General features: G+C 70.1%; 12 protein-coding genes and 5 pseudogenes. 4 read left to right on the top strand and 13 right to left on the bottom strand.

The features are described 5' to 3' along the window. Positions 1–59: 59 nt before the first annotated feature. From OG764_RS41660 to OG764_RS01550, 4 genes and pseudogenes are all read right to left on the bottom strand, one after another. Positions 60–806 (bottom strand): annotated as a pseudogene (locus OG764_RS41660) (endonuclease/exonuclease/phosphatase family protein); the annotation flags it as partial. A 392-nt stretch (positions 807–1198) separates the two neighbouring features. Beyond that, positions 1199–1882: a hypothetical protein gene (locus OG764_RS01560; protein WP_328966530.1), complete on the bottom strand. Its 684-nt coding sequence runs from the start codon at positions 1880–1882 to the stop codon at positions 1199–1201. A 112-nt stretch (positions 1883–1994) separates the two neighbouring features. Next, entirely contained in the window at positions 1995–3113 is a 1119-nt protein-coding gene (locus tag OG764_RS01555) for a methyltransferase domain-containing protein (RefSeq protein ID WP_328966529.1), read from the bottom strand. Positions 3114–3123: 10 nt separating this feature from the next. Then, positions 3124–3288, bottom strand: a complete 165-nt coding sequence (locus OG764_RS01550; RefSeq protein WP_328966528.1) for a hypothetical protein — start codon at positions 3286–3288, stop codon at positions 3124–3126. A 541-nt stretch (positions 3289–3829) separates the two neighbouring features. On the opposite strand from OG764_RS01550, the gene OG764_RS01545 reads away from it, so the two are divergent. Together OG764_RS01545 and OG764_RS01540 are read left to right on the top strand one after the other, a co-directional pair. After that, positions 3830–4312, top strand: coding sequence for a DUF2690 domain-containing protein (locus OG764_RS01545; RefSeq protein ID WP_328966527.1), 483 nt, complete (start codon positions 3830–3832; stop codon positions 4310–4312). Positions 4313–4413: 101 nt separating this feature from the next. Continuing rightward, positions 4414–5514, top strand: a complete 1101-nt coding sequence (locus tag OG764_RS01540) for a hypothetical protein (RefSeq protein WP_328966526.1) — start codon at positions 4414–4416, stop codon at positions 5512–5514. Positions 5515–5846: 332 nt separating this feature from the next. On the opposite strand, the gene OG764_RS01535 is transcribed toward OG764_RS01540, so the two are convergent. The 4 genes and pseudogenes from OG764_RS01535 to OG764_RS01520 form a co-directional block, all read right to left on the bottom strand. After that, on the bottom strand, positions 5847–7478 hold the full coding sequence (locus OG764_RS01535; protein WP_328966525.1) for an AbfB domain-containing protein: 1632 nt from the start codon (positions 7476–7478) through the stop codon (positions 5847–5849). A 702-nt stretch (positions 7479–8180) separates the two neighbouring features. After that, the gene (locus OG764_RS01530; RefSeq protein ID WP_328966524.1) at positions 8181–9257 is read right to left on the bottom strand and encodes a tetratricopeptide repeat protein; all 1077 of its coding nucleotides are present in this window, start codon (positions 9255–9257) and stop codon (positions 8181–8183) included. Continuing rightward, positions 9254–10657, bottom strand: a complete 1404-nt coding sequence (locus OG764_RS01525) for an ATP-binding protein (protein WP_328966523.1) — start codon at positions 10655–10657, stop codon at positions 9254–9256. The genes OG764_RS01530 and OG764_RS01525 overlap by 4 nt, the downstream gene beginning before the upstream one ends. Positions 10658–10821: 164 nt before the next feature. Further along, positions 10822–10929: pseudogene (locus OG764_RS01520) on the bottom strand (SMI1/KNR4 family protein); the annotation flags it as partial. Positions 10930–10945: 16 nt separating this feature from the next. On the opposite strand from OG764_RS01520, the gene OG764_RS01515 reads away from it, so the two are divergent. Then, on the top strand, positions 10946–11410 hold the full coding sequence (locus tag OG764_RS01515; RefSeq protein WP_328966522.1) for a hypothetical protein: 465 nt from the start codon (positions 10946–10948) through the stop codon (positions 11408–11410). A gap of 95 nt (positions 11411–11505) precedes the next feature. Here the strand turns inward: OG764_RS01515 and OG764_RS41655 are convergent. From OG764_RS41655 to OG764_RS01505, 3 genes and pseudogenes are all read right to left on the bottom strand, one after another. Next, positions 11506–11970, bottom strand: a pseudogene (locus tag OG764_RS41655) (alpha/beta fold hydrolase); the annotation flags it as partial. Positions 11971–12285: 315 nt separating this feature from the next. Further along, positions 12286–13200, bottom strand: coding sequence for an SDR family NAD(P)-dependent oxidoreductase (locus OG764_RS01510; RefSeq protein ID WP_328966521.1), 915 nt, complete (start codon positions 13198–13200; stop codon positions 12286–12288). A 254-nt stretch (positions 13201–13454) separates the two neighbouring features. Further along, on the bottom strand, positions 13455–13760 hold the full coding sequence (locus OG764_RS01505) for a hypothetical protein (protein WP_328966520.1): 306 nt from the start codon (positions 13758–13760) through the stop codon (positions 13455–13457). Positions 13761–13869: 109 nt separating this feature from the next. Between OG764_RS01505 and OG764_RS41650 the strand changes: the two are divergent. Next, positions 13870–14116 (top strand): annotated as a pseudogene (locus tag OG764_RS41650) (IS5 family transposase); the annotation flags it as partial. Here the strand turns inward: OG764_RS41650 and OG764_RS01500 are convergent. Together OG764_RS01500 and OG764_RS01495 are read right to left on the bottom strand one after the other, a co-directional pair. After that, positions 14100–14609, bottom strand: a pseudogene (locus OG764_RS01500) (HAD family hydrolase); the annotation flags it as partial. The pseudogenes OG764_RS41650 and OG764_RS01500 overlap by 17 nt on opposite strands. 121 nt (positions 14610–14730) lie before the next feature. Then, a complete protein-coding gene (locus OG764_RS01495) occupies positions 14731–15612 on the bottom strand; it encodes a hypothetical protein (protein ID WP_328966519.1) in 882 nt (293 codons plus the stop codon). Positions 15613–15615 lie beyond the last annotated feature (3 nt).

The raw sequence follows: 15615 nt of genomic DNA, 5'->3' as shown, positions 1-15615 counted from the left end.
CCTGCGCACGGAGGCTGGACAGCAGGGGAATTGAACTCCACCGGCCAGTGGTCGGATTCCAGGTTGGCCATCCGCGACACGCGGATTCCCCCTGCCGGCGGACTGCTCGATACGGCGTAGTCCAGTTCACTGTTCTCGTTGAGGTTTCTATCGTGGTGAGTGTATTCACCCGACCTCATCAGGGTGTTTCCGGGCGGCAGTGTCGGGAATGCGCTGTCCGGACCTCCAGGACCCTGGAGATTGTAGTTGAAGTCCCCGGCCACCACCCATTCCCCATTGGGAAGAGAGCCGCGCTCGCGGACTGCAGCCAAGGCGCGCTGTCGATCGTTCCCGCTGCCTGAGAATCCGTGAACACTGTAGAACGAGTCGTTGCCGACACGCACACCGATCAGCGGTCTCGGCTTTCCGCCGTCCGACATCGTGTCCGGCTGGACCACGAGCGGTTCTGGAACATTTCCCTTGAGCTGGTCCCGCCTGACCATGATGGCCATGTTGACCCGGCCGCTACCCGGATTCGGGTTCGTGTCGGTATGGATCCAGTAGAGGGTGTGGGTGGGCCGACCGGAGGTCCCGAAGTTGCATGCATACAAATTGATTTGATCTATCGCCGCCCTCCCCACCCCGTTGACATATTGAGTGTAGTGAGCGTCGATGGTTTGCACAGTGGTGCGGCCGTCACAGGAAGGGGGCATCGCGCCCGCCTCCTGCATCATGAGAATGGCATTCCGCGGCCCATACAACGAGCGGTCTTCGAAGAATCCCATGATATTGTCCAGCCACTTCGCTCCCCCGGCTGAACCTTGCATGTTCCATGTTGCGAACCTGTAGTCGTTGACGGCCGCGCGGGCAGGGGGTGCTGCGACCGCCAGTTGGACAAGTGTCAGGATCAGGGCGAGCGCGCATGTCGCCGCTGTCCAGCGTCTGCATGCCTCAGGAATTCTGATGGGTTTCACGTTTCTGTTTTGGTCGGTGGATCCGAATGGGTCCGAATGGGTCAACGGGGATGGCGGTCCCCCGCAGGGGTCGCGCGTACGAGCCCTCGGAGGCCGGGTTCGGGCGCGTAGGCGCCGCATGCACCGGCGACGGGCTGAGCAGGACAAAGCCTCGAGGCGTTCACACGGCCACATCCTGGCCGACTGCCCTTACGTGCGGCATACGTTTCGCTGACGCTCGACTGCGGTCCGGTTCGCACGGCCGATCAACGGGACGATTCCCCGGCCTTCTTCGTGAAGTGAAGCCATGCGCTGAGAGCTGCCTGCAGGTCTACCACTGCCCGCCGGTCGAGCGTCTCGCCCGCCTGGCCGACGTGCAACCTCACGCCTTGGCCGGTGACCGTCCAGCCCACCGGAGGCCGCTGCGGAGAGGTGATCGGGGAACCATGGGCGAGGGTACGCAGCATCGCTGCGACTCTCGGTGGGATCTCCCGGTCGCGGGGCGCCCAAGGGATGTTCGCAGGCCGGGTCGGCAGGCCGAGGGCGCGTCGGAATTCGTTGATGGCGGCGTCGAGGGACCGTGGCGTGTTCGGGGCCGTGCCGATGAACGCCTGGATCAGCTCGCGGTGCGGTGCCAGGGCATCCAGCGGAAGTTCGTCCACGTCCAGGCGGACGACGGCCGGCGGGATGAGGGTGCGGGTGAAGCCCTTCTTTGCGGAGGAAGCGTGGCGTTCCCGGAGGTCGGCGAGGGGGCGGGCCAGCGGGTGCTCGCCTGCGAAGAACGGGCTCCGGGTGGTCAGGGCGATCGACGGCTCCGGCGTGGACAGCCTCGCGGGCTTCCCGTACAGGCCGTGAGCGCGGTGCATGACACCTCGCGCGGTCACCAGCACCGTCACCTGCCGGCCGGTGGTGTCATTGCCCAGCCGGAACCCCACGACCAGCGTCGCCATCAGCCCGCCTTCCTCCGCTGTTTACGCAGCGCTAGCGAGTGGAAGCCTTCCGTCAGGGTCGAACCGACCACATCCGGGACGGATCGTGCTGGAGGAGTCGTCGCCGGTCGGTCTACTGCCGGTCGTCCCAGGGCCCGGAGTCGGCGGACCCGCACCACACGTATTGGCGGTCCCGGCCGACCGTCATCCCGAAGTCGAACAGGTCTGGCGACCCGTATTCCTCCCAGTGGTCCCAGGCCGCTTCGATCTCGGCCAGGAGGGGGCGGGGGCCGCCGCCTCGGAACTCGCGGTCGTTTCCGGACCGTACGGCCCAGGAGTGGTGGCCGTCGTGGGCCTCCACCGTGAACCCGTCAGGGGCGGCGGAGACGTTGATGCGTACGTCGGGGAGCGAGACGCGCAGGGCGAAGAGCAGGTGGGGGTCGCCGAGGAGCCGGGGGTCGCGGCGCAGCGTCCCGAACCCGCGCCCGGCGCTGTCGACGCTGTCGGCGCGGACTTGGTGGAAGGCGCGGCCCTGGTCGGCGCCGCGGCGCGGCATGAACATCGCGAGGCCCTGCATCCAGCCCGTGGCGGAGCGGCCGTCGTCGGCGACGGTGAGCGCGACGTGCCCCAGGCGCCCCCACGGGGTGACGATCCGGCCGCCGGGCCGGGTCTGCTCGACCCAGGCCCAGGGGATCCGGTCGACGGCGTAGGTGGACACCAGCCGGTCGTACGGGGCCTCGCCCGGCCGGCCGGCGTTCCCGTCGCCGACGTGGATGGCGACGTCCAGCCCGGCGCGTTCGAGGCGGTGGCGTGCGGCGGACGCGAGGCGAGCGTCGACCTCGACGGTCGTGACGAGCCCGGGGCCCGCCCGTTCGGCGAGGAGAGCCGCGTTCCAGCCGGCCCCGGTGCCCAGCTCCAGGACGCGCTGGCCCGGCTCCACCTCGAGCGAGTCGAGCATGTCCGCGACGACGGAGACGCACGAGAGGCTCGAGCTGGGCAGGCCGTCGCGTACCTGGGTGATCGTCGAGTCGTACGGGCCGCCGTAGACGAGCGCCGCCCACTCCTCGGGGCGCTCCGCGCGCTCGACGGGGACGTAGGCGACGCCGTTCCACGCCCAGAGTGTGCCCGGGGCGAACGAGTGCCGGGGGAGGGCCTCCAGGATGGCCCGGCGGACCCAGTCGGATTCCGTCGGCCACAGTCCCTGAGCGTCCATGGCCGCCGCCAGCGCGCGGTGACGGTCCTCGAGTGTCATGGGATTCCGGCTACTTGCGGCGCTTGCCGGTGCCATTGCCGTTGTCCGGGTTCGGTACCTGCCCGTCGGAGTTTCCGGGCGGCGGCGTACCCCCCGACAGCGGTGCGTCCGGCTTGGCGTGACTGCCGCCTCCGCCACCGCTGTTGTCCGCGTTGCCGCCCTTGTCCTTGGCCATGCCCCTGCTCCCCTCACGGGTGCGATGGTGGAACGAACCGCGGTGTCGTCGTCACCTCTCGGCGCGAGCCGACGCGTCCACCTCACCACACGCGGGGCCGGCTCCAGCCTGTACTTCCGGTACCTGCGCCAATCTGGCCGGAAGACAACTCTCGCGCGCCGCCCCGGCCATCGCGCCGCTCGGGCCACGGAGCTATCCGTATGGTCCAAGCCACCTACCCGGCTTGGGGCCGCGGAGCGCTGGGCGCGGCCGCTATGCGACCACGCCCAGCGCTGCTGGGGAACGCGGCTGGTGCCGTGGCCGGACCTGAAGGCCGGAGGCCCCGTTCCGGAGCGAGGGAGACGGTCTGGGGGGAGTTACCGTCCTGCAGGCCCGGCGGGCCGTGCACCCACACACGTCTTTGACCTGCCCGGACATCGGAGTCGGGGTGTGCGAGATCGTGCGGGAAGTGGTCGGAGGGTCGATGAGGGGGCTCCGGAGCGCCTTTGATGGCGGCACGTCGCGGTGATCGTGACGGCGGGATCAGAGGAGAGGAAGCGTCATGCTCACGAAGTCGAACAGCGCGGGTGCCGTGGTGCGCAAGCGGGTCGTGCGGTCGGGGCTGGCCGTACTGGCCCTGGCGGCCGGGATGTTGCTGCCGACGAGCGGTACGGCCTCGGCCGCTGCCACGGCCGGTTGCTACAGCCACGGGTGCGATGGCAAGGACCCGCAGGCCATGGGCTGCACGGACGGCAGGACTCTCGACACGAAGAGGGCTCGGGGCGGATCGCTCGTGGTCGAGTTGAGGGCCTCCTACGCATGCAACGCCGCCTGGGTGCGGTACTCGAACTACCACGGGTTCTCCGGCGCCGTGTACATCAAGTCGCTGAGCACGGAGGGCCTGGCGGCCCGAACGGAGCTGAAGGCGTACCCGCAGGAAACCGGCTGGACCGGCATGGTGTCGTTCTCCGACAACGTGATCGGCTGCCACACCGCCTGGTTCCAGGACGGCGGCTGGTGGACGGAGTGCACCGGGAACTTCTGACCCGCCGCGCCCGGCGCGCCGCCGCCGGCTCCGGGACGTTCGCGTACGCCGTCCCGGGCGTGCTCCTCGCTTCTCGCACATCAACCTTGAAATGAGCCCGCATGTACAACTGGTTTGTCACGGGACGCCGACGCAGACGTCGTCCCCAGCCGGCCGCGCTCGCGGTGGCCGTGGCGATGGTGAGTTCCCTGGTCGCCGTCGCGCCGGCCGCGGCCCGTACCGCGGCCGCACCGGCCGCCACCCCGGTGGCGGGCGCCGCGGCCGCCCCCGCCGCCGAAGAGCGGACCGCCGTCGCCCCGGCACAACGGGACGCGATCCTGCCGCGCGGCTGGCGGCGTTCGCAGGACCGGGCGTGGACGACGGCCGGTGATCCCACCGGCCTCCACCTGATGGTCGCCGACGCCAGGTCCGGATACGTGTGGCGGACCGTTGCCACCCTCGCCGAGCCGGGATTCGAGACCGACCTGTGGCTCGGCAACATGTGCTTCACCGGTTCGGGGCGCCGGGCCGTGGTCGTGTACGCGCCGCGCCAGTTCACCAACCGCGAGGACTCGGGCGGTGGCAGCCAAGCGGGAAGCGCGGCTTCCGAGCCGGCGGGCGATCAGGTGACGGCTTCCGCTCGCCGACCGTGGTGGCGGAATCCGGCCCTGACCGTCCCGGCAGCCGCCACGGTGTTGGCCGCTGTCATCGGGGCTGTGGCAGCCAAATGGCCCGTCCCGGACACGCCTCGGGCCACGCCCTCCAGCGTCGCCCCGAGCACGCGTGTACCCGCATCCGGTGCGGCCGGCACACCCGGTCCGACACCTACGCCTACGTCCGTCCCGCCGCAGCCCGGGGCCGATTCGCCGACCGTGCGACGCGCGCAAGATGACCTGTTGATCCAGGGCGGCCACAGGATCGAACTGGACGAGCTGTACGAGGACGCGCCGGAGTGGGGCTACGAGGCGACCATCTTTCCCAGCGACGTGTACCTGTCGCACGACGGGACGTTGTGGGTCGACTACCTGAAGGTGCAGGCGGCGCCCACCAAGGCGGCGTGCGAACAGCCCGGCTATCTCAACGGCCAGATCGCCGACGACGACGTCACCCAGGGCATGGTCCTGTGCGTCAAGAGCAGCGAGGGACGCTACGTCCGGGTGACCGTCGCGCAGGTCGACCGGAAGCTGCACACCATCCGCATCGACGTCCTCGTCTGGAAGTAGGGAGCACCTTCGCCTTGTCCGGGACCGCGCGGTCGAAGCGGACGCGGCCGAGGAGATTCCGGAATCCCCATCGCAGTCCCTTCCCGCTACCGGCCCGGGACGACCCGTGGGCAAGTAGCCAGCCCAGCCCATGGGCCCAGAGGCGATGCGCACCCCTTGACCTTCCGGCCGCTGCACCATTGCACGGTGCCTGTAGCCGGGCGAGGCGGAGTGGGCGCGCCGGGCATCGGGAAGGGCCCGCTGGAAGTGATTCCAGCGGACCCTTCCTGCCGGTCGGCCGGCGTGTGGGGGGAGACTGTGCGCGTCAGCGGGGACGGGCGGGGGACAGGAGGTCAGGGGGCCAGTGGCGGGGACATGGTCCAGACCGCCAGGCGGACCTTCGGCGTGCCGGTGTTTCCACCCGATCCGAAGCCGGTCGCGGGGAACTTGAAGTCGGAGCGGGCGAAGACGTCCCGGGTCGTGGGCGACAGCCACTTCAGGCCCATGTCGGTGGCCTGCGTGAAGGACACTCCGCCGTTCTCGGGGAGCACGGGGGGCTGGCGGACGCACCAGTTGGCACTCTTACGGAATGCTTCGCTTCGGTCGTCGGCGGCGATCTCCACCCGCAGCGCGCCCTGTTCGACCTCGCCGCTCCTGAGGTAGTAGCCGGGCCTGCGCACGGACTCGAAGGAGTAGCAGCCGGGCTCGCTCGCAAGGGAAGGCACGACAACCCAGGTGGCGTCCTGACGGTCGTTCAGCGAGCTGCTGCCCGAGAGGCGGCTCAGGACCGCCCTGCCGCCGTCCGTGCCGGCCTGGCGGGCGTACTCCACGCCGTCCCGCACCCTGAGGGACTGGCGCTTGAGCAGCTCCTGGGTGTCCGGCTTGAGGAACAGCGCGACGTCCTCATCGCTGCCGGCCAGCGCCTTCATGGCTGCCTCGGCCAGATTGGGGTTGACCCCGCTCTTCTGCGCGGCGGCCTGGATCTGCAGGGCGAGCTTGCGGTTCGCCGCCGCGAGCTTCTTGCGCCGGTTCTCGGCATCGAGCTTGTACGCGGCCTCGGCACCGGTGTGGATGTAGGCCTTCCACGCGCCGGGGTCGGAGCTGAGGGTGGCGCGCTGCCCTTCCGCGTAGAGCTCGGTCCCCTGGAGGTCGGCGGGGGAGAGGCGCAGCAACTCGCGGATGAAATTGTCGTCGCTCAGCTCGAGCATGGCCTGGGAGGGCGTAAGGCGGAAGAGGGCCGCGGCGTTCTTCCGGGCCGCGAGTTCCTTGAGGCGTTCGGCCTCCTTACGATTCTTCTCCTCCAGTTCCTTCAGCTCGTTGGCGACGTCCCGCTTGTGGGCCTCGCGGGCGCCGTTGAGGATGAACTCCCGCCAGTCCGCGGGCTCGCCGAGCAGCGCCTTCAGCGCCGCGGCCCGTACCTCGGGGCCGGAGGCCGCGTGCTTGGCGACGGACCGGACGAAGTTGTCGTCGGCGAGGGCCAGCAGCTCCGGGGTGCTGGGGATGCCGATGACAAGCAGGACTTGGGACTTGGCCAGCCTGGCCGCCCGCTCGGCCTCGGCCTTGTCCCGCTCGCGCTGCTGGTCGAGCCTGTACGCCTCGTGGATGCCGGAGACGATGAACCGCACGTGGTCCTCGGCCGAGGTGCTGGCCATCGCCCTTTCGGAGGCGGTGCGCACCGCCTCCAGCTTCTCACCCGTGTCGCTGGCCTTCTGCCACAGCGCGTGGATGAAGTCGTAGTCGCTGAGCAGGAGCAGGTCGGGGGCCGGGTCGAGACGGACCACGGCCGCGGCCTCGACGCGCTGGACATCGGTCGTCCCGATGCCCGCGGCGCGGGCCACGGCGTCCGATGCCGCGGCCCCGGGGGTGTGGTCGGCGACCGCGCTCGGCGCGACGGCGCCGGTGACGGCGGCGAGGGCGGTGGCGGTCACCAGGCCCCGTGTGACGATCCGCCGCATGCGTATGGAAGTGGTGTGATGGGTGTGCATGGTGGTGCGAAGACTCCTCTGCCGCCGGGAAACCGGCGGCTGGGCATGAGTATGTGAAAGTGACGGCAGGCGCTCTGCGGGAGTCCGGCAGCCGCGCGGGGCAGGCACACAGAAGGTGCACCGCGGTTCGCACGGCGCAGCACCTGATCCACCGTCGGGGCCGGAGGGCGCAGAGCCGGAACACGAATGCGTTCAGGCCGAGAGGCCTGCCGGCACCTGACGAGTCAGAGTGAAGAAGGGTGAGAGGGCGAGCCGAGTGAGGCGTTCATCGTGACGGGCGTGCTGCCGCGCGCCGCGGTCCGGAGAATCGCTCGGCAGCTCGGAAAGCCGCCCGGAAACACAGAACGCGTAGGCCTACGCCTCACAAATCCCCCTGCTGCACACATGAACACCTTCAGCGCCCGGTCCGCCAGGGCATTGCTGCCCGATCGGTCCCCTCCGGCACACTGCCAGGTCAGATTGGTCATTGGGACCATAACTCGCATTTGCCGAACAGTGCAAAGCCGTTTCTGACGCGGTGACACATCATCCACATGGTGTGTGTGCTTCCGTTTCCCCGCCGGCAGTTGGGCTCGCCCACCGGGGAAGGGCCGGGCCCTGGAACAGGCGAGGCGGTACGCGGTTGTTCGGATCCCGGACGTCGTCAGAGCTTCATGCCGAAGACCGAGCAGGACAGCGGGACAGCAGGACAGCGGGCGGAAGTCACCCGGTCTTCCTGCGGTCGTACGCCATGGTCGAAAGCGGCACCACCAGACCGGCCCAGAAGAGGACCTGGGGCACACCCCGATCGGTCCACGGAATCTGGGATATCAGCAGTGCGCAGAGCATGGTGCACGCGGCCTGTGCCAGGACGATCGGGGCCCAGCGGCCACGGCGTACGAGGGAGCGGATGTTGAGCTGCACCCCGGTACGCAGCCGGCGGTAGCGCAGCAGCGCGCCGAAGCCCCAGATCGCGGCCATGATCATCAGCACCCAGATCCGGTTGCCGAGCGGGACGGGCAGCTCCCGCAGGATCGGGTCCTTGGCGGTGGCGAAGAGGTCGATCATCGTTCCCGCAGCTGCCAGGCAGACCAGCGCGAGCCAGCGTGTACCCCGCAGCAGGCGGTACGTCGCATGGTCGAGGCCGCTGTGCAGCATCGGGGACTGCGGTGCGCCCGCCAGGCCCGCGGAGTACATGTCCGCGGCCCGGGCGGCCGGAACGTCGGGGCCGCTGGCCATCGCGTCGGTGTACATGGCCTGGGCCGTCTTGTTGGACGGGTCGAGGCGCAGCCATTCGACCAGGGCCTGCTTCGCGACGTCCTGACGCTGCGTGCGTACGGCTGTGAAGCACAGGGCCTGGTGGGCGTCGGGTTCGTGCGGGGCGAGGCGCACCGCCTCGTGGGCCGCCTCGTACGCCCGTTCGTGGTCGGCGGGCGGGGCCGTCGCATGGGCGACCAGCACCTCGGACAGCGCGAAATGCGCGGGCCACTTGTCGGGCGCCCTGCGCACGGCCTCCTCTGCCGCCTCCCGGGCCTCGGACTGCCGGCCCAGTCGGAGCAGCACCCGGGACAGCAGGATGAGCGCGCCGACGTGCCCGGGCGCGATCCGCAGCATCTCGGTGGCCGCCCGCTCCGCGAGCTCGTACTCGCCGAGCTTCTCGTGGGCGACGGCGAGCACCTGCCACGCCCATTCGTCGTCCGGCTCCTCGGCGAGGTGGGGGGCCAGCACGGCCTTGGACTCCTCGTACCGGCCCGCCTCCTGCAGCATGGCGGCGCGCCCCAGCACCGGATTCCCGTTCACAGCTTCCGCCTCTTCTTCAGGTAGGTCACCAGGTCGTCGTACATGCCACCCTCGTTGGCGAACATCGCCACGTTCCGCGCCGCCGCGAACCACGGTTCGGTCGACGGGACCACCGACTTCGCGGCGCCGAGCAGGTCCTTCGTTCCGATCATGCGGATCTGGCCGGTGCGTACCGAGTCGAGCAGCGCGTTCTCGGCCGCCGACTCGCACACGTGGGCCAGGTCCGCACCCGAGAGGCCGTCCGTCGCCTTGACGAGACGTCCCAGGTCGACGGCCTCGATGGGACGTTCGCGCAGGTGGTAGCGGAGGATCGCCTCCCGGGCGGTGGCGTCGGGCGGCAGGACGAGCAGCGTGCGGTCGAGTCGTCCCGGACGCCGCAGCGCGATGTCCACGTCCCAGGGGACATTGGTGGCGGCGAGGACGAACACGCCTTCATTGGCGGCGGAGTCGATGCCGTCGAGCTCGGTGAGGAGCTGGTTGACGGTGTTGCGCATGCCGCTGTGCTGCGTACGGCTGCGCTTGGCGCCGAGCGCGTCCAGTTCGTCGAGGAAGACGACACAGGGCGCCTGACGGCGGGCGGTCTCGAAGACCTGGTGCATGTTGCGTTCGGAGTTGCCCATCCACATGTCGAGGACATCGCTGACGGACACGGACAGGAAGTTCGCGCCGAGTTCGCCGGCGACGGCACGGGCGATGAAGGTCTTGCCGCAGCCGGGCGGCCCGTAGAGGAGGAGCCCGCCGCGCAGGCTCTTGCCGTACAGCCTGCGCAGTTCGGGGTTGCGCATCGGCGCGAGGAACGCGGCTTCGAGCCGGTCCTTGACCTCCTGCATGCCGCCGACGTCCGCGAGCCGTACGACGCCGGGAGCGGACACCTCCCAGGCGTCGGCGTTTCCGGGGTCGCCGCTGCCGTCGGCGCTGAGCGGGGGCTCGACGAAGCGGGGCTCGACGATGCCGTCGACCTCCTGCTCGGCCGCCCGCCAGTCGAATCCGGAGCGACGGGACGACTCTTCGGGGGCGGCGGCCGCCGGCTCCGACGTATCGGCCGGTTCGGCGGACGTCGCCGGTTCGGCTGCCGCGGCCGGACCGAGGGATGCTGCCGACTCGACGGACGACGACGCAGGATCAGCGACCGTCGACGTGTTCCGGGCCGCGGGCGCGGCCGCGGGCGCGGAGGAGGCCGGCAGGCCCATCGCCCGCACCATCAACTCCCGCGCCGCTCCGTCCCCCGGAGCATGCTGCAAGGCCGCCGCGGCCTCCGTCACTGCAGCGTCGTGCAGACCTGCGGACAGCAGCAACTCCGCGAGGTGCAGCCGTAGAGGGACGTCCTCGGGGGCAGCGGCCACGGCTGTGCGCAGGCTCTGCACCAGCGGGGATTCAGGGGCGGGAGACTCTTCGGGCATGATCCATGTTTACGCGGGACCGCCGACGGGAGTCCAGCCGGGGTGGTGTGCGGTGGATCACCGAGGTGGCCGAGAGCCGGCTCCGAGGCCGCACTTGACCTCCTGCAGGTCACCTGGAGGAGGCCCGTGCGCCTGTCCCGCGCGAGGTTCTCGGCGATCTCGCGTAGCAGTCCGTAGCACGGCGGACCGGCGCGCAGCCCGTCGCAGATCTCCGCCACGAACGTCCGGTACGGCTCCGGGAGGACGATGCGGTGCTCCGCCTCGAAACAGCGTCGGCATAATGGTTCCGTGGGCGCTGCGATCAGCATCTTCAGACTTTTCACCTACCGGCCGTGCGGGCACGAGCTGCTGGTACGCGTGCTCCGGCCCGCCGCCTCCAACGCCGTCCAAGGGGCGCTGGACGACGCCGACCGCGCCGCCGACTCGGCGACGGAGCGGCTGCGTACGGAGTGGGAGCGGGACGGTCTGGCGCCCGAATGCCCGGAGCGGCACACCTCCGACCTGGTGGCCGAGATGCAGGAGGCCCCGGTCGGCGAGGCACTGTACGGACCGGGTGGCCGTCGGCTTGGGGTGTGGGCGGCGGCGACGGAGTACGGGTCGCCGTGGATGGTTCTCGGCACCGCACCGACGGAGGCGGAGTTCTGGCAGCAGGTCCGGGAGGACCCGGACCTGCTCGGGCTCGGCCCGCTGGCACCCGCTGAACTGCACCACGTCCATTTCCTCACCGACGAGGACCGGGACGAGGACGCCTGAGGACTTGCACCGGTTCGGCGTGCCCCTGGGTGTATTGACCGCACCGGTAGGGTGTTGTTGCGATACTTCTGCCTGTCCGCGTCGTCGATGCAGCGAAACATGGAATGCAGGATGCGGTGCACCGCCGACCGGCGGGTGACTTTTGCACCCGGCCTGGAGCGAAGGATGGTGCCGACGCTCAATTCCGCGAACTCGTCCATCCGCTCGCCGTTCAGTAGATGGACGCTGCGCCGCAGATCCTCCCGGACATCGTCGGGGACCCACAGGAGCGGTCCCGCCAGGGCGATGCTGCGTACCGCCTCGGGATAGGTCTGGGCATAGCGGTAGGCGATGCCCGACCCGTACGAAGCGCCGAGCACGTGCACCCGCCGGTGTCCGGCCACCCCCAGCAGGTCCTGTAGCGCGGCCGCGAGGAAGTCCACGCCGTAGGAGGCGGGCAGCGTGTCCGCACCACCCCACCCGGGCAGGTCCACGGTGAACACGTGAAATTTCTGGGCCAGCACCGCTTCGAAGCGGCCCCATGTCGTCTTGCGCTGGAGGGCCCCGCCGATCAGTACCACCGTCCCCGCCGCGGGGGCGCGGTGCCATAGCGTACGCCCCTCGGACTTGTATCCGCCGAAGGCTGACACCACGAGCTCTTCGAAGGACAAGACGCTCTCCTGGTCGTGCGTACCTCAACGGCCCCTGGTGGCACCGACCGTGACCTCCAAGCCATCAGTGCAACGATCACGGCGGGAGTACCGTCACGCGGCCGGCGTGGACAAACACCTCTCCCGCAACGAGAGATCGGGCCGGGCGCACTTGTCGGTGCGAACTGCATTGCGTGAACGGGCCGCAGCGGTGCTCGCCGGGCACTGGAAACCTCTGCAGGTCCGTCAGCTTCCGCTTGCCTGCCCGACACGGGTGGGTGCAGCGGCAACAGGGGTGTGGAGGGCGGACAGACGGGTCTTGATCTGGTCGCTGAGCCACAGAGGCGCCGCACACTGCAGGGCGGCACCCAGGTGGGCGTCGACGCCGACGGTGTATCTGCGACGCGGGCGCGGGACGACGAGGGCCTTGGTGATGGTGCGGGCCACCGGCTGAGGGCCGCCTGCCGACTGATGGATGCGGGAGAAGAGGTTCGAGGCTCGGTCAAGGACGTCGGCGTCGGCGAGTCCCGCGCTGAGGGAGGAAAGGTCCTCCTGGGCCCGGTCCCAGAACGGGGTCGCGACGGTGCCGGGTTCGACGAGGACCACCCGAACACCGTGGCGGCGGGTCTCCATGCGCAGGCTGTGCGTTGCCGCGCTGAGCGCGTGCTTGCTGGCCGTGTACCAACCGTTCATCGGTGAAGGGATCCGCGCGCCGGCGGAAGAGACGATCACGATCCACCCCCGGCCCCGCCTTCGCATGGCGGGCAGCACCAGCGTGCACATCCGCAGCGTTCCTACGACGTTGACTTCCAACACCTCGCGGATCCGGTCTTCCGGCAGATCGGTGATCCCACCCGTCAGCGGCATGCCGGCGTTGGCCACCAACGCGTGAGGGCCACCATTGGTGAGGCTGGCCGCTCTCGCGACGGCCTCCTGACACGACGCCGGGTCGGTGAGATCCATGACCACCGCGTCCAGCGTCAGGCCCTGAGCGTGGGCGTTGCGGACCAGCGCGTCAGCCTTCTCCTCGGAGCGGGCCGTCCCGATCACCTGTCGGCCCTCGCGGGCCAGCTGCAACGCAGTCGCCAGCCCGATCCCGCTGGCCGCACCCGTCACCAGCACACTGACCGGCCAAGCACTGCCGTGCGTCCGCTCCGACACAGCTGTCTCACTCCAGAGGTTTGCCAGTGGCCGTCCCACCGTGAACCGGCTTCTGAACAGTCCCCGGACCCGGCCGGGTCGGTGGTGGGGCGCGCCATCGGTGACAACGCACTCGTGCCCTCCCGGTCACGCCCCGCCCTCACCGAACTCGCCGCGGACACCAGCCGTCCGGCCCGTGCGTTCACCCTGCGCCGCCTGTACTGAGCGCCCCTCGTTCGGCTGGAGCGTGAGAGGCGGGGGAATGCTGGTGGGCCTCAGCGGGAGGCCTGTTGGTTCCTCCGGGCGGTCAGCTGGCCCTGGACATAGGCGTCGGTATCCGGCGTGTAGGGGCCGCCGTGGTCGTAGAGCAGGTCGGTGATGCGCTGCCATTCGGCGACTTCGGCGCGGACCCCTGTGTCCGTCTCCGGCTTGCCTGAGGTCTTCTCGGCCGCCTTGAGTGCCTCGGCGGTCTGGTGGTGTGTCATACCCGTCGCCCGCCGGCGTACCCGGTCCCGGGCCGCTCGCTCCTCGGAGGTCGGCACGTGCGGTTCGGCTGCCGGCGAGGTGTCGTCCTGGCTCATGGGTGGTTGGCCTCCCGTCAATGGTCCGGCTCACTCTGTCATTTACCTTTCGATACCCTCGCGCCGGCCCCCTATTACCCGTAGCGGGAGCGTGAGACACCCGGAGCCGGTTCGCAGACGTGGCATCCGCTGCACCATCCCGGACAAGGCCGACCAGGCCCGCAACCGAATGAAAATCGGCTCCCGCGGCGGCCGTCCGCCGAAGTTCGACCCGGAGGACTACCAGGCCAGGCACGCGGTCGAGTGCGGCATCAATCGCCGCAAGGGGCACCGCGCCGTGGCCCACGGGGTACGACAAGCTCGCTGTCCACTACGAGGCGACCGTCCTCGTCGCGGCCGTCAACGAGTGGCTGTGACCAAGCCGCTCAAGAAGGGCAGCACGCCCCGCAGGTCGTCGTCGTCCACCGTGACGGTCGCCGCCGCCCGCGCGCCTGCCGAGGCGTTGAACCCCACACTCAACCCGACGGATGCGAACAGCGGCAGGTCGGATCGGCTGTCCCCGACAGCCCCGCATGAGCGGGCAGCCACCCCCAGCTCTCGCGCCTGCTCGAGGGCGAGATCTCGCTTGTCGTACTCATCGAAATGACGGGCGACCCGACCCGTGAACCGGCCGTCGGTGGTCTCCAGCCGAGGCCCGCTGAACGCGTGGAACCCGAAGCGGTCGGTCAGGTAGCTGCCGACCGGTGACCAGGCGAGCGGTGCCAGTACGGGCACCAACCCGTTCTGCCGGCACCAGGCCACGGTCTCTGTGATGCCTGAGACCAAGGGAAGTTCGTCGAGCCAACCGGAGACCTGTTCTTCGAGCACGCCCGCCCAGCCCGCGGCATCCAGCTCGGAGACTTGCCGGTTGGGCGCAACCGATAGTCCCTGCGATGGCCGGACCGTCGTGGCGGTCCCAGCCGGACCGCCTCCTCGCTCCGTCCCCGGCTGGCTGCCGGGGACGGACCGAGGAGGCGGTCCGGGGTTGGGCTCAGTGGGTGCTCGCGCGCCGGCGCCGGCGGAGCACGACGGCTCCGCCCGCGAGGGCGAGTGCCGCGCCGGAACCGCTGGCCAGGAGCAGGGTCGAGGGCGAGGCGTCGTCCGCCTTGCGCGGGGTGCCGTAGCCGCTGGAGTAGCCCTTGGTGTCGTACTCCGAGCCGGGGAGCTTGTCGGCGTAGCGGGCCTTGACCAGTTTCTGGTAGTCGCTGAGCGACACCGATGCCTGGCCGCCCAGTCCTTCCCGGGCCTGGTCGTTGAGAGGTTCGACGGTGGTGAGCTTGAGCTGGTACCAGCCGCGGATCTGCGGCTCGGTGAAGACCAGCGTGCCCAGAGTGGCCTTGCTGGCGTATGCGGCGTCGCTGTCGCCGTCGCGTACGGCCGCCAGGTGCCAGCCGCCGCCCTGGGTGGGGGCGAGCATGACGGTGGCGTTGCGGCCGTTGACGGTGGTGCTCAGCGAGGAGACCAGCTGCGTCAGCCTGATCGCCTCGGTGGGCAGTGGCTGGGCAGTGCCCGCGACGAACCCGGGGGTGACCTCGTTCCGTGCCACCGGGTCCTTGATCGTGAAGACGGGGAGGCCCTGGCACGGCTCGGCCGTTTCGGGGATGGTCTGCACAGGCCCGCCCGCGCTGCCGGTGGGCACCGGAGTGCGCAGGAAGCGGCAGACGGCATTGCGGACGTCGGTGGACTTCACCGCGTCGAGGGCGGCCTGGTAGTCGGGGATGTCGGCCGGGAGAGGGTCCTTCGCCGGGGCCGCGTGCGTCGGACCGACGACGGACAGCAGTGCGGATGCACCCAGTGCGAGGACGATGGACAGGCGGGAGAAGCGAGAGGCCGCCCGCTTGCTGGACATTTCGGTGCCGCTGGTGTCGCGCATGTC

The organism is Streptomyces sp. NBC_00239 (assembly GCF_036194065.1).
Classification (GTDB): domain Bacteria; phylum Actinomycetota; class Actinomycetes; order Streptomycetales; family Streptomycetaceae; genus Streptomyces.
The sequence above is the reverse complement of the archived record's forward strand: the minus strand, read 5'-3'. Positions and strand labels throughout refer to the sequence as shown.